The 23,971-nt window shown below is 45.2% G+C and carries 24 protein-coding genes and 1 tRNA gene; 8 read left to right on the top strand and 17 right to left on the bottom strand.

All coding sequences use genetic code 11. From position 1 onward, the window contains the following. Window position 1 precedes the first annotated feature (1 nt). From R8N46_RS22365 to R8N46_RS22320, 10 genes are all read right to left on the bottom strand, one after another. The gene (locus R8N46_RS22365; protein WP_005393118.1) at window positions 2-1,093 is read right to left on the bottom strand and encodes a flagellar basal body P-ring protein FlgI; all 1,092 of its coding nucleotides are present in this window, start codon (window positions 1,091-1,093) and stop codon (window positions 2-4) included. Window positions 1,094-1,136: 43 nt separating this feature from the next. Beyond that, complete coding sequence (gene flgH / locus R8N46_RS22360; protein ID WP_005382033.1) at window positions 1,137-1,916, bottom strand: flagellar basal body L-ring protein FlgH; 780 nt, start codon at window positions 1,914-1,916, stop codon at window positions 1,137-1,139. Between the two features lie 30 nt (window positions 1,917-1,946). Then, the gene (gene flgG / locus R8N46_RS22355) at window positions 1,947-2,735 is read right to left on the bottom strand and encodes a flagellar basal-body rod protein FlgG (protein WP_005382032.1); all 789 of its coding nucleotides are present in this window, start codon (window positions 2,733-2,735) and stop codon (window positions 1,947-1,949) included. An 18-nt stretch (window positions 2,736-2,753) separates the two neighbouring features. Beyond that, window positions 2,754-3,503, bottom strand: a complete 750-nt coding sequence (flgF, locus tag R8N46_RS22350; RefSeq protein ID WP_005382031.1) for a flagellar basal-body rod protein FlgF — start codon at window positions 3,501-3,503, stop codon at window positions 2,754-2,756. Window positions 3,504-3,833: 330 nt separating this feature from the next. After that, window positions 3,834-5,147 carry a flagellar hook protein FlgE gene (gene flgE / locus R8N46_RS22345; RefSeq protein ID WP_005382030.1) on the bottom strand — a complete coding sequence of 438 codons (1,314 nt, stop codon included), beginning with the start codon at window positions 5,145-5,147 and terminating at the stop codon, window positions 3,834-3,836. Between the two features lie 30 nt (window positions 5,148-5,177). Beyond that, window positions 5,178-5,888, bottom strand: a complete 711-nt coding sequence (flgD, locus tag R8N46_RS22340; protein ID WP_005382029.1) for a flagellar hook assembly protein FlgD — start codon at window positions 5,886-5,888, stop codon at window positions 5,178-5,180. A 17-nt stretch (window positions 5,889-5,905) separates the two neighbouring features. Further along, window positions 5,906-6,319, bottom strand: coding sequence for a flagellar basal body rod protein FlgC (gene flgC / locus R8N46_RS22335; RefSeq protein ID WP_005393132.1), 414 nt, complete (start codon window positions 6,317-6,319; stop codon window positions 5,906-5,908). A gap of 5 nt (window positions 6,320-6,324) precedes the next feature. Then, a complete protein-coding gene (gene flgB / locus R8N46_RS22330; RefSeq protein ID WP_005382026.1) occupies window positions 6,325-6,720 on the bottom strand; it encodes a flagellar basal body rod protein FlgB in 396 nt (131 codons plus the stop codon). Window positions 6,721-7,023: 303 nt separating this feature from the next. After that, window positions 7,024-7,851 (bottom strand): CheR family methyltransferase, encoded by an 828-nt coding sequence (locus R8N46_RS22325; protein ID WP_005382024.1) that lies wholly within the window; start codon window positions 7,849-7,851, stop codon window positions 7,024-7,026. Between the two features lie 11 nt (window positions 7,852-7,862). After that, window positions 7,863-8,789: a chemotaxis protein CheV gene (locus R8N46_RS22320; protein ID WP_005382022.1), complete on the bottom strand. Its 927-nt coding sequence runs from the start codon at window positions 8,787-8,789 to the stop codon at window positions 7,863-7,865. A 76-nt stretch (window positions 8,790-8,865) separates the two neighbouring features. Here R8N46_RS22320 and flgA point away from each other — a divergent pair, with 76 nt between their 5' ends. The 3 genes from flgA (at window position 8,866) to R8N46_RS22305 (ending at window position 10,496) form a co-directional block, all read left to right on the top strand. Next, a complete protein-coding gene (gene flgA / locus R8N46_RS22315) occupies window positions 8,866-9,612 on the top strand; it encodes a flagellar basal body P-ring formation chaperone FlgA (protein ID WP_005382020.1) in 747 nt (248 codons plus the stop codon). 116 nt (window positions 9,613-9,728) lie between these two features. Then, a complete protein-coding gene (gene flgM / locus R8N46_RS22310) occupies window positions 9,729-10,043 on the top strand; it encodes a flagellar biosynthesis anti-sigma factor FlgM (protein WP_005382018.1) in 315 nt (104 codons plus the stop codon). 27 nt (window positions 10,044-10,070) lie between these two features. Then, a complete protein-coding gene (locus tag R8N46_RS22305; protein ID WP_005382015.1) occupies window positions 10,071-10,496 on the top strand; it encodes a flagella synthesis protein FlgN in 426 nt (141 codons plus the stop codon). A gap of 102 nt (window positions 10,497-10,598) precedes the next feature. Here R8N46_RS22305 and flgP read toward each other — a convergent pair whose 3' ends face one another. Continuing rightward, entirely contained in the window at window positions 10,599-11,030 is a 432-nt protein-coding gene (flgP, locus tag R8N46_RS22300; protein ID WP_005382014.1) for a flagellar assembly lipoprotein FlgP, read from the bottom strand. A 9-nt stretch (window positions 11,031-11,039) separates the two neighbouring features. After that, window positions 11,040-11,678 carry a FlgO family outer membrane protein gene (locus R8N46_RS22295; RefSeq protein WP_005382013.1) on the bottom strand — a complete coding sequence of 213 codons (639 nt, stop codon included), beginning with the start codon at window positions 11,676-11,678 and terminating at the stop codon, window positions 11,040-11,042. A gap of 169 nt (window positions 11,679-11,847) precedes the next feature. Here R8N46_RS22295 and R8N46_RS22290 point away from each other — a divergent pair, with 169 nt between their 5' ends. The 3 genes from R8N46_RS22290 (at window position 11,848) to R8N46_RS22280 (ending at window position 14,020) form a co-directional block, all read left to right on the top strand. Further along, on the top strand, window positions 11,848-12,981 hold the full coding sequence (locus tag R8N46_RS22290) for a flagellar assembly protein FlgT (protein ID WP_005382012.1): 1,134 nt from the start codon (window positions 11,848-11,850) through the stop codon (window positions 12,979-12,981). 176 nt (window positions 12,982-13,157) lie between these two features. Further along, window positions 13,158-13,234 (top strand) — tRNA-Arg (locus R8N46_RS22285). Between the two features lie 279 nt (window positions 13,235-13,513). Beyond that, on the top strand, window positions 13,514-14,020 hold the full coding sequence (locus R8N46_RS22280) for a hypothetical protein (RefSeq protein ID WP_005382011.1): 507 nt from the start codon (window positions 13,514-13,516) through the stop codon (window positions 14,018-14,020). A 114-nt stretch (window positions 14,021-14,134) separates the two neighbouring features. On the opposite strand, the gene R8N46_RS22275 is transcribed toward R8N46_RS22280, so the two are convergent. The 4 genes from R8N46_RS22275 to chiP all read right to left on the bottom strand — a co-directional run bounded on the left by R8N46_RS22275 (window position 14,135) and on the right by chiP (window position 19,184). Next, window positions 14,135-15,097, bottom strand: a complete 963-nt coding sequence (locus tag R8N46_RS22275) for an OmpA family protein (RefSeq protein WP_005382010.1) — start codon at window positions 15,095-15,097, stop codon at window positions 14,135-14,137. A 640-nt stretch (window positions 15,098-15,737) separates the two neighbouring features. Further along, window positions 15,738-17,165, bottom strand: coding sequence for a glutamate--tRNA ligase (gltX, locus tag R8N46_RS22270; RefSeq protein WP_005384075.1), 1,428 nt, complete (start codon window positions 17,163-17,165; stop codon window positions 15,738-15,740). A 177-nt stretch (window positions 17,166-17,342) separates the two neighbouring features. Then, window positions 17,343-17,939 carry a DUF2057 domain-containing protein gene (locus R8N46_RS22265; protein ID WP_005382008.1) on the bottom strand — a complete coding sequence of 199 codons (597 nt, stop codon included), beginning with the start codon at window positions 17,937-17,939 and terminating at the stop codon, window positions 17,343-17,345. Between the two features lie 123 nt (window positions 17,940-18,062). Next, window positions 18,063-19,184, bottom strand: coding sequence for a chitoporin (gene chiP, locus R8N46_RS22260; RefSeq protein WP_033906930.1), 1,122 nt, complete (start codon window positions 19,182-19,184; stop codon window positions 18,063-18,065). 478 nt (window positions 19,185-19,662) lie between these two features. On the opposite strand from chiP, the gene R8N46_RS22255 reads away from it, so the two are divergent. Both R8N46_RS22255 and R8N46_RS22250 read left to right on the top strand, forming a co-directional pair. Beyond that, window positions 19,663-22,359, top strand: coding sequence for a heavy metal translocating P-type ATPase (locus tag R8N46_RS22255; protein ID WP_250654271.1), 2,697 nt, complete (start codon window positions 19,663-19,665; stop codon window positions 22,357-22,359). Window positions 22,360-22,380: 21 nt separating this feature from the next. Beyond that, a complete protein-coding gene (locus R8N46_RS22250) occupies window positions 22,381-22,830 on the top strand; it encodes a DUF411 domain-containing protein (protein ID WP_213972571.1) in 450 nt (149 codons plus the stop codon). Window positions 22,831-22,895: 65 nt separating this feature from the next. On the opposite strand, the gene R8N46_RS22245 is transcribed toward R8N46_RS22250, so the two are convergent. Further along, window positions 22,896-23,588: an oligogalacturonate-specific porin KdgM family protein gene (locus tag R8N46_RS22245; protein WP_115385798.1), complete on the bottom strand. Its 693-nt coding sequence runs from the start codon at window positions 23,586-23,588 to the stop codon at window positions 22,896-22,898. Window positions 23,589-23,971: the final 383 nt, after the last annotated feature.

Genomic DNA, 23,971 nt, shown 5'->3' with positions numbered 1-23,971 from the left:
ATTAAATGATGATCAACTGGCCTTCAATGGCACCAGCTTGCTTCAATGCTTGTAAAATTGCCATCAAGTCCGAAGGCGCAGCCCCGACTTGGTTCACGGCACGGACCAAATCATCCAACGTTAAGCCTGGTTCGAACTTAAACATTTTTCCTTGCTCTTCGCTGACTTCGATATCCGAGTCTGGTACGACTACGGTTTGCCCACCAGAAAAGCCGTTAGGTTGGCTAACATTCAGGTTTTCTTTGATCGCAACCGTCATGCCGCCATGCGTTACTGCTGCTGGTTTAAGACGTACATGCTTACCAACTACAATAGTGCCCGTTCGTGAGTTAACGATGATTTTGGCTGCACCATCTGCCGGGTCGAATTCTAGGTTTTCGATTGCCGATAAGAACGCAACACGCTGACTGACGTCACGAGGAGCACGCACGCGCACTGATGTCGCGTCAACAGCGCTCGCCATTTGTGGGCCAAGGAAGTTGTTTACAGCATCCGCCATACGTTGAGCCGTTGTGAAGTCTGACTCAAGCAAGTTGAACGTGATGTAATCACCACGACCAAATGGGTTTGGAATTTCTCGCTCTACTGTCGCACCACTAGAGATAAGACCAACGGTTGGATTGTTACCTACGATTTTAGAACCGTCAGCGCCTTCAGCACTGAAGCCGCTCACCACTAAGTTACCTTGAGCAACCGCGTAAACTTGACCGTCGAGACCTTTGAGGAACGTTTGTAGTAGCGTACCACCACGCAAACTTTTAGCACTTCCGATGGAAGAGACAGTCACGTCCACTTGCTGACCCGGTTTAGAGAAAGGCGGCAACTCTGCCGTAACCATGACTGCGGCAACGTTTTTAATTTTTGGCTTTGTGCCCGGCGGCATCTGAATGCCGAAGTTTTGCAGCATGGCGGCGAAACTTTGCTCTGTAAACGGGTTCGCTTCACCCGTACCAGGTAAGCCTGAAACCAAACCATAACCCACGAGTTGGTTGCTTCGTACACCTGCCACTTGCGCGACGTCTTTGATACGTGCGGCTTGGGCTACGGTAGAAAACAGAGCAACGCTCATCAGTACTAAAAGGAGTTTTTTCATGCTTACTTATCTCTTGCAGTCAAATTGCCGTCAGAACGGCGTGTTATAGCGCTACATTAAAGAATCGTGCCAAGAAGCCTGGCTCTTGCATATCTTGTTGCAAACCAGTCCCTGAGTATTGAATTCTTGCGTTAGAAACACGATTTGATGCAATGGTGTTGTCGAAATTAATATCATCCGGACGAATAGTGCCACTTAAACGTATGTACTCATCACCTGTATTTAGCGTCATCCACTTCTCACCGCGGATCACGAGGTTCCCGTTTGCCAGTACTTCGATCACCTCAACAGTGATGTAACCACTGATGCTGTTGCTCTGCTTTGCAGAAGAGTCACCTGCAAATGAGTTGGAATTGTTTAAGTCATAAGAGAAATTATATTTTCCGCCAATTTGCAGCTCTTCTCCGCCCACTTGAAGCGGGTCCATTTGCGCTTCATTGGTTTTCGATAAATCGGCATTTGCGCTTTTCGTCGCACTGGTTGTCTCATCCAGTGTTACGGTAATAATGTCGCCAATACCACGTGGTTTAGAATCGTCGTAGAGATCGGTAATGTGCTCGGCGCTAAACAACGAACCTGTTGCAGCAGCATAATGCTCAGGTTTGTTTTTCGGATGAATTGGAGCCCAAGCAGGGTCGCCAGCAACCGGATCGCTTCTACCACGTAAAGTATCTACAATACCGCTGCTCTCTTCTTTCGATTTATCGCCTTCTACTGCGTCGACCACAGTGGTTGCTTGTGTCACTTCATCCGTTTCAATCGGTTCCAACATGGCACAGCCCGACATCGTAGCAATCAAAGCGAGTAGGCAAATACGTTTCATCGTGAGCTCCTCAAATCTTGCTCTTAATCGTTACAATTGCTGGTTAACGAAGCTCATCATCTTATCGACTGACGAGATCACTTTTGAATTCATTTCGTAAACGCGCTGGGCTTCGATCATGTTGACCAACTCTTCTGTTACATTCACGTTGGACGCTTCCAGCATGGATTGACGAATTTCCCCCAAACCGTCCAAACCAGGAACACCCTCTTGTGGATCGCCACTGGCACCCGTTGGTAAGTAAAGGTTCTGACCAATTGGCTCTAGGCCGCCCGGGTTAACAAAGTCTGTAATGGTTAGCTGACCAACGACTTGGTTGTCTTGCTGACCTCGGACGCGAACCGACACTTCACCATCCGTACCGACAGTAATAGAAATCGCATCTTCTGGAATCACAATTTCAGGCTCTACAGGGTAGCCAGAACCCGACGTGACTAACGTGCCTTCACCATTGAGCGTGAACTGACCGTTACGGGTATAACCGATGTTGCCGTCCGGCAATGTCACTTGAAAAAAGCCGTCGCCTTCCACCATCATGTCCAGTGCGTTGGTCGTTGTCTGTGCATTGCCGTGCGTGTGCACTTTTTGCGTCGCAACCACTTTAGAACCCGCACCTAGCATCAAGCCACTTGGCAGTTCCGTGTTCTGAGATGACTGGCCGCCAGGCTGGTTGATGTTCTGATAGAACAGATCTTCGAATACTGCACGGCTCTTTTTGTAGCCGACAGTAGAGGCGTTCGCCAAGTTGTTCGAAATCGTGGCAATGTTGGTTTGTTGGGCGTCTAGACCTGTTTTACTTACCCATAGTGCTGGATGCATAGTGAACCTCTAACTCTGTTAACTCATACGAAGCAGTGAATCTGAAGATTTATCCATTTCTTCAGCTGTGCTCATCATCTTGACTTGCATTTCAAACTGACGTTGTAAGTCAATCAATGCGGTCATTTCACCTACGGCATTCACGTTACTGCCTTCTATCGCTCCCGTCTGGAGGCTAACAGTCGCGTCTGCTTCGTAAGGTTGGTTTGGAGTTTTATGGCGAAATAAGCCATTGGTGTCTTTAAACAAGCTTTGATCATTAGGCTTAACAAGCTTAATGCGATCAACCGCTTGGAATTCTTCTGCCGGGGCACCTTGAGGAAGTACAGAGATGGTGCCATCCCGACCGATTTCAATTTTGGAGAGAGGAATAGGCAAAGTAATCGGCGCGTCGTTTTCACCCAGCACCAAATGACCACTTGCGTTGGTAAGCATGCCATTTTGATCTACTTTTAGGTTGCCGTTACGGGTCAACCCTTCTTTCCCTGTGTGATCGAGTACCGATATCCAACCGCTGCCTTCAATCGTCACATCCAGATCACGCCCTGTTGTAATCACGCTACCTTGAGCAAAGTTATGCCCTGGACGCTCTGTCATGCTGAACACACGTGAAGGATGGCCTTCACCATAAGCCTGCATTGAGCGAGCCTGTGCTAAATCAGCCCGAAATCCGGTCGTGCTTACGTTAGCCAAGTTATTAGCGCGCAATTGTAGTGCCTGCATATTTTGCTTGGCGCCACTCATTGCGAGAAACAGTGCGCGATCCATAAATTACTCCAAAAAATCTCTCTGTACACGGAGTAAAAGCAATAGTTATGCCAAAACAAAAATAAACTTATTAATCAATACTTTGAATTAAAAATCAACAATGAAAAGAGGTCAATAGAGGCAGAAAACTGTAACGAGAGGCAAGGTTTTGATCCATACGGCGGCAACAGCGGCAAATCGTAGATCAAAGCATGCTTAGCCTGAGTGAGGTGTATTCAGGCTAAGCATCAGATGAATGTCATGATGAAAGTGAACAAAGCGGTAATTACTAAGAAGCAATCACACGCCATTGCTTACTCAAGCAGAATATCGAATGACCCAGCTAGTGCTCTAGCGGATCTGTAAGATATTCTGTTGTAGTTGGTTGTGTACTTCTAGCGAACGTGAGTTTGCTTGGAAGTTACGCTGAGCAGAGATCAGGTCCACCAACTCCTGCGTCATATCAATGTTTGACTGTTCCAGCATACCGTTATTGATGGTGCCGAAAGAGCCTTTATTTGATTCACCCCAGATCTTGTCACCAGAGAACTGCGTTGAATCCCATTGAGTGCCGCCTTTCTTATCCAGACCTTGCTCGTTTGGAACACGTACGAGAGCAACACGACCCAATGTAACGTTTTCACCGTTTGAGTAAGTCCCCAATACGCTGCCGTTTTCATCGAAGTCAACTTTGGTTAGGAAGCCCGTCGTTGCACCGTCTTCGTCAAACTTAGTCAGTTCGAACGGAGCCGCAAACTGTGTTGCTGAGCCTAAGCCGAAGTTAAGCGTCTGCGCAGGATCGGCACCATTCATATCGACTGGTGTCGTGTTCGTCGCCGGATCGCCCAGAGCCACAGAAGTGATTGGCTGACCATTGTTCAAGCTCGCCAACGTACCATCGTTGTTGAACTTCATGGTATGCCCCACATGACCTGTTGGCGTTTGCGCATCACCAGCCGCAACATTTAAAGGCTTTTCACCTTCTTTATCTGTCACGGTGTAGTAAGTGTTCCATGTATTTGGCTGAGTCTGATCTTTCAAGTAATACGTCGTTAGCTTGTAAGACTGACCCATCGAGTCATAAATTGTCGAAGAGGTTGAACGGTTGTATGTATCTGGGTCTGAAAAATCAAACTGCGTTGGATCTTTCAAATCGCCGTTCGCTGGCAAGTTCACACCCACTTCAATGTTTGCTGTTTGTTTTGGCTTACCAAATTCAGCAGGAATATTGATGGGTTGTGGCTCGTATGAAGAAACCTCACCAGAGCTTGGGTCCACTTGGTAACCTAATAAGAACTCGTCGTTCGCGGTCACCATGTAGTTTTCTTTATTTAAGTGAAATGCACCATTACGTGTCAGTTCATTCTGTTGTGGAGTTAGACGCTCTTTCGCTACAGCGAAAAAACCTGTCCCCGAAACACGCAAATCCATTGGGTTGTTGGTGTAAATGCTAGAGCCTTCATGGAACTGCTGTGCCACTTGGCTTGCTTGTGCACCACCACCCGGTGTGGTTTTTGCGTTAGTAAATAAAGAGTTAGAGTAGACATCAGCAAACTCAGCACGGGACTCTTTAAAGCCGTAAGTGTTGGCGTTCGCAATGTTGTTACTGGTGGTGTTCAAATCCAGTTGGGCGGCGGACAAACCGCTTAAAGATACATATGACATTCCAAAATCTCCTAATCTAGCGAGCTATGACTACGCTTTGCCGACTTCCAATACTTCTGCAAGTCGAACTGGCGATTCAAAACCAGCCAGATTGAGTAATACGTTTCCGTCACCTTTGCCAAGCAATACGCTGTTTACGTTGGCATACGTCGATACTGGGAACTCTTGCGACTCCCCCTCAACTAAGCCAGACGCTTTCACTTTGTATTTGCCAGCTGGCAGTGGATTTCCGCTTTCATCTTTACCGTCCCAAAGCACACGCGTGTCGCCGGCTGGTTTCGCCCCTACCTCAAAGGTACGAACCAGTTGGCCAGCTTCATCCTCTACACGAACAAACAGATTATCGATAGATTGTGAAAGCTTAACCATTGCCGCCATTGGTGCGTCGTCCTGCTTCACACCTGCTGCTCCTGGGACCAATACGTCACGCCCTACCAAAGAGGAAGCTTGTAACGCTTGATTTGATGTCATTGACGAATTCAAACTCTCAAACTGAGTGTTCATCTTGCCAATGCCATCAACGGTCGCAAATGAAGCCATTTGCGCAATCATCTGGTCATTACTTACCGGCTTAAAAGGGTCTTGCTGAGACAGTTGCTTCGTGAGCAATGATAAGAAGTCTTCCTGTTTTAGGTCCTGCTTACCCGTGCTCTCTTCCGCTTTCTTGTTACTCTCTTGTAGACTTTTAAGCTGGTCGATATAGGACAAGCCGCTTTGACCAACGTTGTTAATTCCGGCCATACGCTACCCCCTTATCCTTATTGACCCATCTGCAGCGTACGCAGCAGCATTTGTTTACTAGAATCAGCGACCTGTACATTAGTTTGGTATGCACGAGAAGCTGAAATCATGTTTGCCATTTCTTCCATTACATTGACGTTAGGCTTGTAAATGTAGCCTTCTTCGTTTGCAAGGGGATGGTCTGGGTTGTACTCCGCACTCAGCGGTTTATCACTTTCTACAATACCCATCACTTTCACTGGCACCGTATCACCGCCACGCATGGCGTTACTTAACTCTGCACCAAACACGGCATGACGCGCTTTGTAAGTGTCTTTCGCAGAGCTGCTGACACTGTCGGCGTTCGCCAAGTTGCTTGAGGTAGTATTCAGACGAACGGATTCAGCGCTCATTGCGGAACCTGTCACATTGAAAACGTTAAATAAGCTCATCTAAATTATTCCCCTTTGATTGCTTTGGTTAAGTTCTTGAATTTGCTGCCTAGAAAGTCGAGTGATGCTTGGTGTCTGATTTGGTTTTGCATAAACAAGTTACGCTCTAAATCCAAGTCTACCGTGTTGCCATCTCCCGTATCTGGTTGCGTAGGAAGACGATATAACTTGTCCCCAACCAACGTTGTAGTGGCAGGAATATGCCGACCATCTGTGCGACTAAGACCAATGCTTGCCCCAGATGTTGCCGCTTGCAATTCCTTCGCAAAGTCTAAACCTCTTGCTTTGTAACCAGGCGTGTTTGCTTGTGCGATGTTGGTGGAAATCACCTCTGCATTGCGCTCACGTACGCCCACCGTGTGCTGGTGGATGCCTAGTGCATTGTCAAAAGATATAGCCATGTTTGCCTCTACAATTAAGAACTGACCGTGATTGATAACCAAAAAGCAATTAGCATGCCAAAACCTAAAGCATTACACCAACCTAGTGGTTACCGTGAATTGAAATAGCAATAAGTGAGCCAAAGTAACTGGAATGTCATGTCGTATCACTTTGCTCACTTAATAAAGATACACCGTGTTGAGGGCACAAGGCAAAAACGCGCTTCAACTAATTGAGTGATACATGAAGCGCTCGGCGCAGAAAGGTAACAAACAAAAAAGCCTGACACGAAGTCAGGCTTTTCTATCAATGAAGAGATACCGCTATTTAAGCTTGTAAATGATGCCCGGATTACAGCGCACCATTTCAAATTTATCAGTCAGACCAGTTAGCGACTCTGATGCCCCTAACAGCAAGTAGCCACCAGGGTTTAAACTGCTCGCCATTTGGTTAAGCACTTTAGATTTCATTTCTGGAGAAAAGTAAATCAATACGTTACGACAGAAAATGATGTCGAACTTACCCATCAGTGCGTAACTGTCCATCAAGTTTTGTGGACGAAAGTTCACCAAACGCTTGACGTTATCTTTAACTTTCATGCGACCACCGTCCGCATTTTCAAAGAAGGTGCGACGACGTTCTGGTGAAAGCCCGCGACCCAAAGCCAAGTTGTCGTACACCCCTGCACGACACATCTCGAGCATACTTGCCGAAATATCTGTGGCTGTAATGGACACGTTTGGTAACAAGCCCGGCTTGCGCTGTTGCGTTTCCAGGATCGTCATTGCAATAGAATACGGTTCTTGGCCCGATGAACTGGCAGCAGACCAGATCTTAATTGGGCGCTTGCTTGCCGCTACTTCTGGCAATAATTTGTCAGCTAAAACCGTGAACGGATAAGTATCTCGAAACCACAAGGTTTCGTTAGTCGTCATCGCATCCACAGCGGCGACTCGTAATTCTCGATTACGCCCTGTAACAACATCACGTAGCAAATCTGATAACGATGCGAGCTTAAACTTCGTCACTAAAGGACTCAGTCGGCTACGCACGAGGTATTGCTTGCTATCACCTAACACGATGCCACATTGCGATTCTAGAAAACGGCTAAAGTCACGATACTCTTGATCACTGATTGTAATAGCAGTCATTAATGTCTCTTTTATTGTGTTAATGCAGATTTAACCGCGTTACCCAACTCATCTGGGTTAAATTTCGCAATGAAGGTGTTGGCACCTACACGCTCAACCATAGCTTGGTTGAATACACCACTTAATGAAGAATGGAGGATAACATAAAGGTCTTTCAAATCGGCATGTCTGCGAATTTCAGCCGTTAAGGTATAGCCGTCCATTTCTGGCATTTCAATATCGGAAATAACCAACGAAATTTGATCGTAGATATTGCCTTCTTGAGCCATTTCAATCAACTTATTGTACGCTTCTTTGCCGTCTTTGACAGATACGACCTCAAAACCGATGGATGTAATCGCACGCTCTACCTGTTTACGCGCGACCGTCGAGTCATCAGCAATCAGTATGCGGCGTACAATAGGCTTTTCTTGTTCTGCTTGTGCGATTTCTTCGCCAATAGCGGAATCCATAGTTTCATCAACTGGCGCAATTTCTGCCAGGATTTTTTCAACGTCAAGGATCTCAACCAGCTCATTGTCAATGTTTGTCACGGCAGTCAAGTAGTGCGCTTTACCTGCGCCGTCTGGCGGTGGCAAAATCGCTTCCCAATGCATATTGATAATACGCTCAACCGATGATACCAAAAATGCTTGGATCGTACGGTTAAATTCTGCAATAACAACAAAACATTTATCTAAATCAGTGGTTGGGCGGCCACCAATTGCCAGGCTCAAATCAATAACGGACACGGTATGGCCGCGGATATGAGCGATACCTTTAACCAGAGGGTGTAGATTTGGCATTGAAGTCAGCTTAGGGCACTGTAGTACTTCTTTCACTTTGAATACGTTAATGCCGTAGCGCTGTCGGCCCATCAGTCGAAAGGTCAATAATTCCAATCGGTTCTGACCGACGAGTTGCGTACGCTGATTCACCGAGTCAAGAATCCCCGTCATATGCTCATCTCCATCTCAAACTTTTTGTTTTTAAATGATACTCTACCACTGGCAAGCACGATACCAGGGAGACAGTATGGCGTATTTCACTTTCACTTCGACACCATTGACTATGACAATATGTAGAGCGCTAATTACAAAGTACGCTAAGTCTATCGGCATTTTGCTCAGTATGTTTAGCTTTTTTGTTCATTCAGCTTCAGATAATCAGATCGAGCAAATAAAAACAGCAGCAGAACAACATATTCTTGCTACGGTTGATCAGCCTGATGGTGGCGAGCTATCTGTTAATGCGGCAGAGATCGACTCGAGAATAAAAGCAACGGATTGCCCTGTTCCGTTAGATACATCTGCCTCTTCCACCAGCAGCACGAGAAGTAACATCAATGTGTTAGTGGAATGCCAACCGGATGACTGGAAAGTCTATGTCCCTGTGAGGATCTCGGTATCAGTACCAATGATCGTCGCGACACGAACACTAGGGAGAGGAGAAATCGTCAGCGCATCGGATGTTACCACTTCCATGATCGAGCTACAGCGCTTTCGTAAAGATGGATTTTCTAGCTACGATCAAGTGGTTGGGGCAAAGCTAAAGCGTAATGTTCGCTTAGGCGATGTCGTAGAGAGAAATGATGTTTGTGTGGTATGCCGAAATGAAAAGGTCATTATCAAAGCGGTGAATTCTGGCATGACGATCACAACGCAAGGCACAGCATTGCAGGATGGTTCAGCTGGCGATCAAGTAAGAGTGAAAAATGATAAGTCACAACGTATAATAGAAGGCATAGTGACTGACATTGCGGAAATCACTGTTAATTTTTAATACCCACTGGTAGCGTGTTTAAACTGATCAATAAAAATGCAAAAAATGACTAAAGTTATTTTTGCGCTGGTCGATAGTCTGGATACCAGTATTACGATACAAGGCAAAGGTTAAACATGGCAGGTATAGATAATATACGTTCAGGGCAAATGATGACGACAACAAGTCGCGCACCTGCACGTAACGATTCCAATGCTACCAGCACGACAGAATCAAAAAAGGCGCCAGCGCAACAAGACGCAGTATCACTCAGCCAGCAAAGTAAAGCCGTCAGTAAACTCCAGAAGGATATGGCAGCTTCTCCGGCATATGACAGCGCCAAAGTTGCAGCAATCAAAGAAGCTATCACAAACGGTTCATACAAAGTCGATCCTGAAAAATTGGCTGACAACATGATTAAGTTTGAAAACGAATTGCAAGGCAAAAGCTAACTGACTTAGGCCGAAGGTAAGTATTTTATGGCAGCATTAGTCGATCTCGTTAATTTCCAGCTAGAAAATGCTAAGGCACTTTCCGCTGTTTTACGCCAAGAAACACAAGCAATCACGGCGCGTGTCTCTACCGAGATTGAGAACATTGCCAAACAGAAGATGACGCTCATTGATCAGCTCAGAACAACTGATCAGCGAATCGCCTCTCACCCGCACGTCAATCAACTTACTGAAGATGAGCACCTAAGTCAGGTTGTTGCTCAAATCCAATCGATCGTCCTCGACTGTCAACAAGTTAACCAAGTAAATGGCGAATCGCTTAGTCGCGCACAGCTGAGCTTCAATAAACTCAACAACATGCTTCAGCGAACTCATGGCAAAGTTGGCATGACCTACAATGCGGGCGGAAAAACCCACACTATCTCGACGCTTGGCACCAATATAAAAGCTTAAACGTCACTCCTACCCTCAATTCCCGCGCTCACGTAGATATAAAAAAGCGACTCATTGTTACCAATAAGCCGCTCAAAAAGATTATCTGTCTAGTGAAATGGTTTAAAACAAGGTTTGCTGACGCTTCTCAGGCACCTGCTGAACTTCTCCATAATCACGTAGCTTATCCATCTTACGGATATCCAGACGCAGCTCAGTCACATAACTGTCTTCAACAAGATAACTACGCACAACTTCTGCACCACGAATTACACCATCGACGGCACCAGTGGTGCTTTCAATACCCAAACGCTGGTCTTGCAGCTCTGCACGTCCACTAACACGCATGCCATAAACTTGCTCTGCTAGCTCACGATAAGCATCAATTTTTGATGCGCGCATTGCTCGTACACGCTTTTCTTCTACTGTGCGGCCTGTTTGCTCACTGACGCTAGCGTAGCCCACCGCAACTAAGATTTCATCTTGACGCATCTGTTGTAATGGCTGACACCCAACCAATATCAGTGTGGCAACAATAAATAATAACTTCTTCATGCTTCTATCCTATGGACGGAGAATCACAGTGTACGGCTGACGAATGGTAGGGTCAGAACGAATCAACACACCATCTTGTGTGCGGATGCTATTTAACGTATCTAAGTCACGCCCAATACGGTCAGCCGGAAGGAAACCTTGCGCTGTCGCTACAACTACACGGCTTTGCATGCCAACCACGCGTGCATTGACAAGCACTCCGCCCTCTTGGCGCAACATTGTTCCGGTCAGTACATACTGAATTTGCTGCTCTTGAGCTAAATCTTGCCAATCACGACTTAAAGCAAAATCGCCCTGCTGCGTCACTTGAATAGAGCCCGTAGTTTTGAAATCAACCACTTTAAACCCTCGGCGCTGAAACTGATGGATAAAACCTTCAGAGACCGAGTTACCTAACCAGTTTGTTGCATCCATATTTTGTAGATCAACAAACGAGGTAATCGCAATCGGTGTCCGCGCTGATACTGCCACATTAGAAACCATCAGGTCTTCTGTCATGCTCTCAATGAAAAAGTCCATCGTATGACGCGGACTATCCATCAGCATGAACTGGCTTCCCGAGTACGGTTCTTTACCATTGTAAATCGGTGAGTACGCGCACGATGTCAGAAGCGTCATCATCGATGCGGCGACAAGCCACTTTTTCATGGTTTGATTCTCCAGATAATCTTAGGTGATACCGTTCTTTATTAATTCCTTTCCAAGAAAGTGAATATTGGAACAGTCTTTGCTTTTCTTTGTTTGCCTAACGAAGAAAAACCCACCAAACTTCACTGAATTTGTTAAAGCAATATTTATACCCGAACGGTTGTAACCAATGAAAAAAATATTAAACAGTCTGTTTTCAATCACTTTAGTGATGCTTGTGCCTTTTAAGGTAATGGCATCTTGGTATGAAGTCACAGGCGTTGCCACCATCGTTTCTTCAGAAGAGACGGCAAGGCTCCATGCGTTGGAAGACGCGCTGTTCAAAGCCGTCAATTTTTCGGGCGCAGATATTGGCAGTATTAGCAACTTGATGCCGCTATTAGAAGAAAGCCGCAACGAATACCAGTTTACCAATCATGAAGTCCGTTACATTTTGGTCGAATCTGAACGCAAACGTCGCGGTAAAGTCGAGGTAAAAATCCGCGTTGATATTTATCCATCGGCAACGGGTTGCCACACCGATCAATACAAAAAGACAATGCTGGTCGGCAATATTGAGGTCGCATCACCACAACAAGCAGTGATGGGACAAATTTATCAAGTTGGTGACGATTTTAGCCACGTAGTGAACCGTCAACTTGATCAAACCTCACGCAGCTTTGTGTCTGTTGGTACAACGGACTACTCAATAAGCAGCAACTATCCTGCTCGCACTCAAATGATCGCGCAAGACAATGGCGCACAATACATCATTGGAGGGGTCATCACCGATCTCACTGCAACGGTCGAATCTCAACTATTGCAAGATGACATCATCAATCGTCAGTTTGCGTTAGAAATGAAAGTATTTGATGGTAAAACTGGCCATGAAATCTTCAACAAAGCCTACCGTGAGGTCGCGCGTTGGCCATTTGCTAAGACGAGTCAAGTGGACACTCGTAGTGCACGTTTTTGGGCATCGACCTATGGCGAGATGATGCTTCGCGTTAGTCGCAATATTATGTTGGATCTGGAGTCGGAGCTGTCTTGCAAAATTACACTGCCAGAGGTTGTGGCAGTCTTCGGTAATACCGTAACGATGGATCTCGGCCGCATGCACGGCGTAAAAGAGGGAGACAAATTGCAGCTTTGGCACACCGCGTCGTTTATCGACCAAAATGGATTGCCAAGAAACAAAGTCTCGCAAAGCGAAATTACATTAACGGTATCACGCATATACGAACACGAAGCGGAACTGACGATTGATCAGCCAAATTTAGCGTCTAGCGTTCAAATTGGCGACGTAATGAACAAGATCCTATAAAAGCAAACATTAAGTCTTGAGATATGCTCACTTTTGAATATCATAGGCAGCGCATCTTATTTGATTATACCAATGACCGTAGCGAATCGTTCAACGTGATGCTGATACAGATCTAAGTAGATTGCTAGATTTGAACTCAGTAAAACAGTGCAATGAACTGCAACTATTGGTATTACGCCCCCATGGCACAGCTGGATAGCGCAGTCCCCTCCTAAGGGACAGGTCGTAGGTTCGAATCCTACTGGGGGCGCCATATCATAGCCTTAGCTCCCACTTGAGCTAAGGCTTTTTTGTATCTTCAATTTCAAGCCTCGCACTGCTCCCCCTAGTACACCGTGTTAGATAATCTTCCCAGTAATCAATATGATCGGATCGGGTGTTTCGGTTACGGGATAAAGCCTTCTACTGATCTGACTTCTTCCCCTTGAAATCATTTCAACAAGCCCTATTTACAGTTTTGTATTTTATTACTTTAATTATCTATGAGTTTTGCTTACCCTTTTGGCTATTAATAAAATTATTAGTTAGCACTATGTCTAAGAGCAATTTAATAACTAACACTGGACACCGCTTTATTTCTAAAGGCAAGACAGCCTTTAAGATACATATCCATACCCCCGAGGATACGGTACTACACCGCTCGGTAGGATTTGTTCGTATTGGAGAAAAGAAAGGCTTACAAAAAGCCATTAAGCTGAGAAACGAGTTAGGCCGGCAAATGTGGGGCAAATTCTGGCGACGTCTTTTGAAAGACCCTTACCTAATGACTAGGCTTCCACATAGCGTTGAGCCTAAAATCGTTCACAAGCCTAACCCTACTCTTGAAAACCCTGACAACCGAGATACGTGTTACATCGCCAAGTGGCGAGAGTTCAATGATGACGGTGAGTATAAATATAAAACGGTGGTTCGCTCTATTAGTAAGTACGGCAAACTTGCCGCCTACATGCAAACCAAAAAAGCGTTGTTAGAAGCACATAAAGATAACTTGGAGATCCTGACATTCATGGGGCGTTTAAACAGCATTGATCTTAAGTAATACCTAGCCACTTTGAACATTTCAGTCAGTTTTTAAAGAGAAATAAAAAGCCCCAAAGAGCGAACTCTTTGGGGCTTTCAGCTTCAGTCTTCTATACTACGGTCGAATAGGAGCTTATTGCTGAACTTGGTATTCAAATTCTGGAACAACGACTTCTACGCGACGGTTTTGTTGACGACCTTCACGAGTGTCGTTTGAAGCGATTGGGTTATTTTCACCTTCGCCACGAGCTTGGATACGTGATGAATCAATACCTTTTTCAACGAGTGCGTTAGCAACAGACTCAGCACGTTTTTCAGAAACCTTTAGGTTGTAAGCTGCTGGACCAGACGTATCTGTGTAACCTACAACTTCAACGTTCGCTTGTGGGTGCTCGTTTAGGAAAGCAACTAGGTTATCAAGTTTTGCAGCGCTCTCTGGTTTTAGAGTTGTGCTGTTTAGATCGAAGCTACCTGTGCCAATTGTTTGAGTTTCGAATGTTTTCGTAACTACAACTGGCTCTTCTACCACTTCTTCTACAACCACTTCTTCAACAACAACTGGCTCTTCTACGATTACTGGCTCATCGTTGCCGCCGAATTTGAAAGAAACACCTAGTGTTGCAGTGTTACCTGTCGCACGAGTTACATCGTTGCTGATGTCAGTCAGTGTTTGGTATTCCGCACGAGCTGTTACGTTTTGGCTTAGGTTGAATTCAAGACCAGCTGCGCCTAGGTAAGAGTAATCATCTTTGCCATCAAACATTACGTAAGCGCCACCCACTTTACCGTAAAGTGCGATGTCTTCAGTGATTGGTAGGCTAAATTTAGGAGCAAGAGTGATTGCTTCTACGTGGCCACCGAAAGAAGTTTGGTTAAAATCACCGATGTTGTCGAAACCCGCTTCTACTGCGAAGTATTTATTCATTTCGTAACCAACAAAAGCGCCAAGAGTAGAATCGTCTTTGTCACAAGCCTGGCCCGCTACACACGCGTCTTCCATCCATGACTTACCCATCTTACCACCAACGTATACTTCTGCTTGTGCTGCTGAAGCCATAAGTAGAGACGCTGAAATTACCGCTGCTAATTTTTTCATTATTGATTCCTCTAAAGAAGTTCTTTTGTTAGATGCCGAAATGCGCCGTCTGACTGACGTTGTATTTCAATTCTTTTTATTCATTCCTTGAGTGACATACTTAGTCAGCTTCTTTTTATGCACATGCATTTTTTTTATGGAAGCAACTTACGTACATTTCCTGTTCAGAGATACATATCGCCATCTCGGTATCGCTGACGGGATGAACTATAACGCTAAGAAATCGCGAGAAAAATCCCAATTCTGTCAATTTATTGTCATCAAAAATCTCGACAACATGTGATCTTAAGCAAAAAAATCCCCACGCAACCACGACGCAAACGTTTGCTTTAATTTTTGGAACAACATAGCTAAAGCAAAGATTTTTCTTAAAAATGAGACAAATAAAATGGAACTTTAAGGAACATGGATAAAAATCAATCAGATATTTGATATGTAATCGCTCATTTTTTATTCATACCAACGATATTTGGATTAAAAAATCTTATCCATATTGAGGTAAATTACAGGTGAAACCATCTCTTCATTCACCAATATGAGAGAAAGTTTCTCGTTATCTAAATTGAAGATACAAAAAAGCCGCGGTTGCTCACCGCGGCTTTGTGACTATTTATTCAAAAGAACGTTCAGTTCAAAGCAATTATGCGTTTGCTTCACGCTCAGCAATGAACTCAAGCGCCATCTTAATGCGAGCAATACAACGCTCTTTTCCAACCAGCTCCATTACTGCATCGACAGAAGGAGACTGACCCCCGCCTGTTACAGCAACACGTAATGGCATACCGATTTTGCCCATGCCGATTTCCAACTCTTCACATACTGCTGCGATAACGCCATCTTTGATGTTCGCTGTCGTCCATTCAGTTAGTGCTTCCACTTTCGCTAATGCAAGTTCTAGAGGCTCTTTAGCCACGCCACGCAGGTGTTTCTTCGCTGCGCCCGCTTCAAACTCAGAGAAATCTTCATAGAAGTAACGGATTTGCTCAGCTAGCTCAACTAGTGTGTTGCAACGCTCACCCACCAGCTTGATCACGTCAGTAATAGCAGGACCATTCGTTACGTCTAGTTTTTGTTGGTCTAGATGCCATTGTAGATGCTCAGCAACGTACGCAGGATCTGAGTTCTTGATGTAGTGGTTGTTCAACCATTGCAGTTTGTCAGTGTTAAAAGCAGACGCTGACTTAGATACTGCGTTTAGGCTAAATAGATTGATCATCTCTTCTTGAGAGAAGATTTCTTGGTCCCCATGAGACCAACCAAGGCGCACTAGGTAGTTGTTTAGTGCCGCAGGCAGGTAGCCCATATCGCGGTATTGCATGACTGATACAGCGCCGTGACGTTTAGACAGTTTCGCGCCGTCATCACCCAGGATCATTGCACAGTGTGCAAATGTAGGTACTGGCGCACCTAGTGCTTCGTAGATGTTGATTTGACGAGGCGTGTTGTTGATGTGGTCTTCGCCACGAACAACGTGCGTGATACCCATGTCCCAGTCATCCACTACTACACAGAAGTTGTAAGTAGGTGAACCGTCAGTACGACGAATGATTAGGTCATCCATTTGATCGTTGCGGATTTCAATGCGACCACGGATTTGATCATCAAATACTACGCTGCCTTCTTTCGGGTTACGGAAACGGATAACACATGGATCGCCATCTTTTGCCGCTTCGTTTGCTGCTTTGATTTTTGGATGGTTAGCATCGTAGCGAGGCATTTCTTTATTTGCTTCTTGCTCTGCACGGATTTCATCTAGCAGCTCTTTAGACGCGTAACATTTGTAAGCTTTGTCTTCAGCAAGAAGCTTATCAACCATTTCGTTGTAACGGTCAAAACGTTGAGTTTGGTAGTAAGGACCTTCATCCCACTCCAAGCCTAGCCATTCCATACCTTCAAGAATTGCATCAACCGCTTCCTGAGAGTTACGCTCAAGGTCTGTATCTTCGATACGTAGAACGAATTCACCACCTTGGTTTTTAGCGTATAGCCAAGAGTAAAGTGCAGTACGCGCACCACCAACGTGTAGATAGCCAGTTGGGCTAGGAGCAAAACGAGTTTTAACCGTCATTTGAGTTCCTTAGGGGTAATGAGCAACGAGAGATCTCTCGTTGTAATGTCAAGGATAAAAGTGGCGACATTTTACCACCGTAAGTCAATTCTACAATCGGTTTGACAACAGAAATAAAAACAGGGCAGAACCAAAAAGGCACAGCCCTGCTATTTACTGTTAAAGCACGAGACGAAATTACTTCAGGTTACGCATTGCCCATTGCATAAATTCTTGCTGCTCTTCACGGCTCAATTCATTAAACGATGCTTTGATTGTTTTGGTTTCCGCTGGAGAAGACGCAATGCTTGCCTTGGTCGATTCTTTATTCATTGCGTTGTTATAGTCGGCAACTTCTCGTTCGTAATCACGAAAACCTTGCAAACCACCTTTACGAAGTTGAACCATAGAGAATGCCACTTCTTTTCCGTTTTTGTCTTTCAATACCACTTTAGGATCGAGTTCGAAGGCTCTCGCCTCTTCAATAGTACGGAATGTTTGATAAGTCAGAGAAAGCTCGGTGTCTTTTTCTGCATCAAACTCTAATACCAGCGGCTGCGAATCGAATTTACGGCGCTTTCCATCTTCAAATACAATTTGTCCAACCGTTACCGCCAATTGGTTTTCCCCATCTTTTAACTCGATGCTGTTATTCTTGGATATCCACTCAGGGTAGACGAACTCGCCGTTGAGAACGCGAGGAACTAATTCAGATTGCAGAGTGAGTTGAGCTGCAAAAGCTGGCGCCGAAAGCATTGCGCAAAGTCCGAGAAGTGTCGTTGTTTTTTTCATCATGGTTTCTCACTTTATACCAATTTAGATAAGCCTCTAAAACTTACAGGCCAGTCATTTCAAAGGCTTATTTGAATAAGTATCAAGATAAAAAGGGCGTTTCCGCCCTTTTAGCTGCTTCTTTAATTAGAAGTAGTATTCAACACCTACAGAGAACTCGTCGTAGTCAGCAGACTTCCAACGTGCTTCTGTTGGTTTATCTAATTGAGACGCACCGTCGCCAAAGTCTAGAGTACGAGCACGTACGTACAGCACTGCCGATGGGTCTACGAAATACATAACTTGTGCTGATAACACATCGTCCGCTGTATCGTTAATTTTCTTACCATCACGCTCGAGATCAAAGTTAGCGGCGTAAGCCAGTTTGTATTGCCAATCACCCGTGGTGTACATGATAGCGGCAGACATTGCATCTTGCTTTTCACTCACACCATTGCTTGCGTCCGCTTCCATGTATTTGTATTGCGCAAAGAAAGAGATCCCGTTATCAAACCAGCCTTGTGCCCCTATCAAGTACGTGTTGTTTTCCCACGTTTGGCTTTCCATCTTGATATTACGGTTACCTTCATATGCCGCATCTAACTGGATAGGACCAATTTTGTAGTGTGCTGCGATACCACCCCAGTAGTCATCCCCTTCACCTAGACCTGCTTTATCACCTGCACCAGCTGCGATATCTAGGGAGAATTTGTCAGCAAACATTGGAGAGTCCCAGCGGATAGTGTTTGATTGACGGTCTTGGTACTTGGCGCCACCAATAGCACCACCCCAGTCGTATACATCGCCGAGACCAGGGTTAGATGCTGGCCAGTCAACCAATTCGTACATAGGTGTCAAAACGCGACCCAGACGAATTTGACCCCAAGATGCACTTTCAAAACCGACGAATGTGTCACGTTCACCAAGACCTGCGCCCTCGCCACCAAAGCTAGGGTCTACATAACCGCCTTCGATTTGCCAAATAAAAGTAGGGTCGAAGTTAGCAAATTGTTTTTTACCACGGAAACCAATACGAGATTCGTTGTTTAGCTGCATGCCACCCAAATCATCGTCCGTTGCTTTGCTACCAGAATCGTAATCGCGGTACGCGGCCTGCATCGCGATGATTCCGTAAACTTCATAAGAAAATGAATCTTTGGTTAGAAACTCTTTTGCTGCGTCACTGTTTGCACCATCAGCAAATGCAGCACCACTGAACATCATGCCGGTAATTGCCGTGGCAAGTAGGCTTTTCTTTAGGTAAGACATTATAAACCCCTATATTTTTAGTTTTTTCCATTTTCAAATTCACTAACTAGGACATGGCAGGAACTTGAAACAGTGTTTGGACGGGGCAAATATGACAAACTTTTTTCGCACTAAAAAACTTTCGCTACAGCAATCTGAGCGACTTCAAAATGAGAAAATCAAAAATAAAATAAATCAATAAAAAACAACTGGTTAACATCAAATATAAAAAATAAAAAACGTTAAAAGTACGTTTTGACACTGAACTGACATTGAGAGTATCTAAAAAACGTGAGCGACTTCATTCATCTTTTAGGTGTTTTAACGGAACTTTATATTCAAAGAGAAAAAACCTTGAGATCACTCGCAAGTAAAATGACCGTGCACTTGTGGGATTCGAGAGATTTTGACGAAATTGTTGTGAGTAGCAAATGGGTATTGACCTTACCCTTGCAGGAAGGTTTAAGCTCATAGCATCACTACTATTGAGGTGCAGATTATGTATCAGTTAGTTATACCTTTATCAGGGCTCAACTGCATGGGCTGTGCGAGAAAAGTTGAGAAGGCTTTACATGCAAATCACGATGTGGAGATCCTCAATTTGTCCCCGACGCAAGTAGAGGTCAAAACCGAGTCTTCTCTTAAAGAGCTCGTCTCGTCGATTGAATCTCTTGGTTACCAAGCAGGAAATCACTACGAACTAAACCTTTCAGGCTTAAGCTGTGGCGGCTGCGTCAAAAAACTTTCATCTTTATTAGAATCTAATCAAGACGTTATTTCTTTTGAGGCTTCAACAACGCACTTAGAGATTCGTACCCTCCTCTCCGAGCAACAAGTGATCGACTTAATAGCAACACTCGGCTATACCGCCAACCTTGATTCTGTCGAAGTAGAGAACGAAAGCTCACCAGAGACCGAACAGGTAGAAAAGCAAAGCAATATTAAAGATACGCAGGTGCCACCAGCGAGTATTCAATTGCAAATGCTGATTCAAGGCATGACGTGTGCGAGTTGCGTCTCTTCAGTAGAGAAAGCACTTACTAACGTAGAAGGCGTTGAGAAAGCACAGGTCAACCTCGCAGAACAAAGCGCACTAGTATTCGCAAGCCAAGACTCTGATGACCTCCTTAACGCAATTGTTGAATCGGTAAAACAAGCCGGTTACCAAGCAGAGATCCTACAAGACGCCGCAACCCAGCAAGAAAAGCAAGCGCAGCAACAACGTCAGCAACAAAAACGCTTTAAACTGGATGCTATTGCTGGCCTTGTCGTCGGTGCCCCTTTAATGATTTGGGGCGTTGCTGGCGGCAATATGATGATTCGCAACACCAACGACCAATTAGCTTGGGGCGCGATCGGTATCGTATGTTTACTCCTTCTTGCCACAGCGGGGAAACACTTCTTCAGTAACGCTTGGTTAGCAGCTACTCACAAGCGCGCCACCATGGACACGTTAGTCGCGCTCGGTACTGGCGCAGCGTGGTTCTATTCGATGCTTGTGGTGATTTTCCCAGACTGGTTCCCTCTTGCTTCACGCCACGTGTACTTTGAAGCGAGTGCAATGATCATCGGCTTAATTTCTCTTGGTCACTATATAGAGGCAAAAGCCAAAGCAAACACAACACGCTCATTGCAAGCTCTGATTAACCTGCAACCTCAGCAAGCTACGGTAATTGCGGAACAAGGCGATCAACAAATCGCGGTTGAGCAAATCACGCTAGGCATGAAACTGCGTATCAAACCAGGCGAGAAAGTGCCTGTTGATGGTGTTGTGATTCAAGGTGAATCATACATTGATGAGTCGATGCTCACTGGTGAACCAGTACCAGTGTTAAAAGCGCAAGAGGCTCAAGTGTCTGCTGGGACATTAAATACCGATGGTGGATTAGTCATTGAGGCAACGGGCATTGGCGCAAATACCATGCTGGCTCGTATCATCCGCATGGTGCGCACAGCGCAAAGCAGTAAGCCAGCCATCGCGAAACTGGCAGACCAGATTTCATCGGTGTTTGTCCCTGTCGTTGTTGGCATAGCAATACTGGCCGCGCTCGTTTGGTTTGCCGTTGGCCCAGAGCCAAAAGCGAGTTATATGCTGGTGGTCACCACAACCGTCCTGATCATCGCCTGCCCTTGCGCTCTAGGCTTAGCAACCCCGCTTTCTGTCACGGTGGGAGTAGGTAAAGCCGCAGAGCTCGGCATTCTGATCAAAGACGCCGACGCCCTGCAATTGGCAAGCAAAGTCGACACGGTTGTGTTCGACAAAACTGGCACGCTTACCCAAGGTAAACCTAGCGTTCAGCAAGTGTTTACTCACGCCACCAGCCAAGAAGATCTATTGGCTTTAGCGTATGCGGCAGAGCGTCAGTCTGAGCACCCACTGGCAAAAGCGGTATGTGATTACGCCAAACGACACGACGCAAAGGATGTCTCATTAGACAAGTTTGAGAACGTTCGCGGGCGCGGCATTTGGGCGACGTATCAAGATAAACCGCTACTCATTGGTTCGCTTCAATTTATGCAAGCAGAGAACGTCGAGACTAGCGCACTAAAATCTGCCATCGATGAATGCGCAAAAAATGCGTGGACTCCGGTAGCTGTGGCATTGAACGGCGAACTGATCGGTCTGATCGCCATTGCCGACCCGATCAAATCAGATGCGAAACAAGCGCTCTCTGCATTAAAATCGCAAGGCATCAAAACGGTAATGCTGACGGGCGATAACCAACACGTTGCCAATGCTATCGGCCAAGAACTTGGTATTGATGAAGTGATTGCCCAAGTAATGCCAGATGATAAAGCTCAGCACATTGAGCAACTTCAATCTCAAGGACATGTCGTGGCAATGGTGGGGGATGGCATTAACGACGCCCCTGCTCTCGCGTTATCCAACCTAGGTATTGCCATGGGTAGCGGCAGTGATGTCGCCATTGAAAGTTCGCAAATGACCATCCTGAACACGTCACCAATGGCGGTAGTACATGCGATTGAACTCTCTCGCGCTACACTTAAGAACATGAAGCAAAACCTATTTGGTGCCTTTGTTTACAACTCGTTGGGTATTCCAGTTGCCGCTGGTGTGCTTTACCCAGCGTTTGGATTTTTGCTCAGTCCTGTTGTCGCAGGAGCGGCAATGGCACTGTCTTCAATTACTGTCGTTAGTAATGCAAATCGACTACGACTGTTTTCAGTAAAATAACCACTTCTTTTTGAGGGTATTATGAAGTTGAAACTATTGACCTTTGCAATGCTTGCGACCGTGTCCGCCAACGTATTGGCAGCCGATGTCATTAACCATAAATCGCCATACTGTGACTGTTGTGGAGAATGGACAAAACACATGGAAGAGAACGGCTTTACGGTCGAAGAAAAATTGCACGATGACATGAACGCCATCAAACGCGATCTAGGCATCAAGAATGAACAGCTTTACTCTTGCCACACGGCAGAGATCAACGGCTATCTGTTTGAAGGTCACATTCCAGCCGAAGACATTAAAGCGTTTTTGAAAAATCCACCACGTAACGCAAAAGGCCTATCAGTACCGGGCATGCCAATGGGCTCCCCTGGTATGGAATATGGCGACAAAAAAGACAGCTACACCGTTTACGCCTTTAACGAAAAAGGCCAAGTGTTCGAATATAGCCACCACGAAGGCAACGACCAATAAAAACAAAGCCCAGCGAGATAAACCGCTGGGCTTTTTCTTAATGGACAGTTAAGACAAATATAAAATTAGAAGCCGTAAGAGGCACCAAATACAAAAGCGTTATTCACTAGGCTGTCACCACTCGCGTTTTCTGCACCGTGTGCTTGACTACGGAACTCAAAGTAAGGTTGAACACCTTTACGAGTCCACGTTGCACGAAGCTCGTGGTCCATGGTTTCCGCTTCAATCATGTAGACGTTGTTGTAGCTTAGCGTCACATCCTCATTCATCACGTAACCGATGCGGTTGTCCATGCGGTAATCTGTATCCGCATCTGCGTCTGTCGCATCAATGTGCGCACGAGTACGGTTACTTAAGGAGATGCCGTTATCGAAGTTGTAACCGATCTTAACCAATGGACGGTACTGTACATTCTCGCCAGCAGAGAACAGGTGTTGGTAACCCGCGACAACCCATAAATGATCGGTAATATTAAATGACTGCTCACCACCCACAGTGATTGCTGGTGTTGTGTTACCTGCGCCACCGTTTTCTGTTTCCAGTTTACCCAACTGAATACCATCAAATTCGGTGTAAACCGTAAAGCCGCCGAATTGGTTATCAAAAGTATGACCAGCTTCCAGTGTAGACGTAACGTCCGAACCATGAATTCGACCATCATCGTGGAATTGAACATTACCTGTTACGTAAGAAGAACCAGCAAAAGCGTTAGAAGCGAAAGCGAGAGAAAGAGCACTCAGTGCAAAAATGTTTTTCATAATTACTGCCTTTATTTATTCACGTTATGCGATAGTTTTAGAGGGCATCTCTTCCCTTTTATCGCAAACTTTGGAATGTGCCTCCTTGGCGTTCGCAATATTGTTTTAATTAATTCGCGATGGAAAATAAAACATTTTAAAAAGTGATCTTGTTCAAACCGAGCTCAACAACCCTGATAAAAACATGGGAAATACAGGCACTTATCGTATTTTTATAAAATTATTCAAAAAATAGAAGTGTGATCATAAACAGGTTGTTTATTGATATTTAGCAGATTAAGTCGATCCAGTTCACAATAACCTTGACCATTACAACCAAAAACTTATTTATCAATGAAAAATAATTAGACATCGATCACGCTTAATTTCCTCAAAAAATAAAG

It is taken from the genome of Vibrio sp. 1874, assembly GCF_033344395.1.
Classification (GTDB): domain Bacteria; phylum Pseudomonadota; class Gammaproteobacteria; order Enterobacterales; family Vibrionaceae; genus Vibrio; species Vibrio alginolyticus.
This window is presented reverse-complemented; position numbering and strand designations above follow the sequence as displayed.

What these genes read in the sequence shown, in the direction of transcription:
- R8N46_RS22365 (WP_005393118.1), bottom strand. Translation starts at nt 1,093, where the DNA reads ATGAAAAAACTCCTTTTAGTACTGATGAGCGTTGCTCTGTTTTCTACC.
- flgH (WP_005382033.1), bottom strand. Translation starts at nt 1,916, where the DNA reads ATGAAACGTATTTGCCTACTCGCTTTGATTGCTACGATGTCGGGCTGT.
- flgG (WP_005382032.1), bottom strand. Translation starts at nt 2,735, where the DNA reads ATGCATCCAGCACTATGGGTAAGTAAAACAGGTCTAGACGCCCAACAA.
- flgF (WP_005382031.1), bottom strand. Translation starts at nt 3,503, where the DNA reads ATGGATCGCGCACTGTTTCTCGCAATGAGTGGCGCCAAGCAAAATATG.
- flgE (WP_005382030.1), bottom strand. Translation starts at nt 5,147, where the DNA reads ATGTCATATGTATCTTTAAGCGGTTTGTCCGCCGCCCAACTGGATTTG.
- flgD (WP_005382029.1), bottom strand. Translation starts at nt 5,888, where the DNA reads ATGGCCGGAATTAACAACGTTGGTCAAAGCGGCTTGTCCTATATCGAC.
- flgC (WP_005393132.1), bottom strand. Translation starts at nt 6,319, where the DNA reads ATGAGCTTATTTAACGTTTTCAATGTGACAGGTTCCGCAATGAGCGCT.
- flgB (WP_005382026.1), bottom strand. Translation starts at nt 6,720, where the DNA reads ATGGCTATATCTTTTGACAATGCACTAGGCATCCACCAGCACACGGTG.
- R8N46_RS22325 (WP_005382024.1), bottom strand. Translation starts at nt 7,851, where the DNA reads ATGACTGCTATTACAATCAGTGATCAAGAGTATCGTGACTTTAGCCGT.
- R8N46_RS22320 (WP_005382022.1), bottom strand. Translation starts at nt 8,789, where the DNA reads ATGACGGGGATTCTTGACTCGGTGAATCAGCGTACGCAACTCGTCGGT.
- flgA (WP_005382020.1), top strand. Translation starts at nt 8,866, where the DNA reads ATGGCGTATTTCACTTTCACTTCGACACCATTGACTATGACAATATGT.
- flgM (WP_005382018.1), top strand. Translation starts at nt 9,729, where the DNA reads ATGGCAGGTATAGATAATATACGTTCAGGGCAAATGATGACGACAACA.
- R8N46_RS22305 (WP_005382015.1), top strand. Translation starts at nt 10,071, where the DNA reads ATGGCAGCATTAGTCGATCTCGTTAATTTCCAGCTAGAAAATGCTAAG.
- flgP (WP_005382014.1), bottom strand. Translation starts at nt 11,030, where the DNA reads ATGAAGAAGTTATTATTTATTGTTGCCACACTGATATTGGTTGGGTGT.
- R8N46_RS22295 (WP_005382013.1), bottom strand. Translation starts at nt 11,678, where the DNA reads ATGAAAAAGTGGCTTGTCGCCGCATCGATGATGACGCTTCTGACATCG.
- R8N46_RS22290 (WP_005382012.1), top strand. Translation starts at nt 11,848, where the DNA reads ATGAAAAAAATATTAAACAGTCTGTTTTCAATCACTTTAGTGATGCTT.
- R8N46_RS22280 (WP_005382011.1), top strand. Translation starts at nt 13,514, where the DNA reads ATGTCTAAGAGCAATTTAATAACTAACACTGGACACCGCTTTATTTCT.
- R8N46_RS22275 (WP_005382010.1), bottom strand. Translation starts at nt 15,097, where the DNA reads ATGAAAAAATTAGCAGCGGTAATTTCAGCGTCTCTACTTATGGCTTCA.
- gltX (WP_005384075.1), bottom strand. Translation starts at nt 17,165, where the DNA reads ATGACGGTTAAAACTCGTTTTGCTCCTAGCCCAACTGGCTATCTACAC.
- R8N46_RS22265 (WP_005382008.1), bottom strand. Translation starts at nt 17,939, where the DNA reads ATGATGAAAAAAACAACGACACTTCTCGGACTTTGCGCAATGCTTTCG.
- chiP (WP_033906930.1), bottom strand. Translation starts at nt 19,184, where the DNA reads ATGTCTTACCTAAAGAAAAGCCTACTTGCCACGGCAATTACCGGCATG.
- R8N46_RS22255 (WP_250654271.1), top strand. Translation starts at nt 19,663, where the DNA reads ATGTATCAGTTAGTTATACCTTTATCAGGGCTCAACTGCATGGGCTGT.
- R8N46_RS22250 (WP_213972571.1), top strand. Translation starts at nt 22,381, where the DNA reads ATGAAGTTGAAACTATTGACCTTTGCAATGCTTGCGACCGTGTCCGCC.
- R8N46_RS22245 (WP_115385798.1), bottom strand. Translation starts at nt 23,588, where the DNA reads ATGAAAAACATTTTTGCACTGAGTGCTCTTTCTCTCGCTTTCGCTTCT.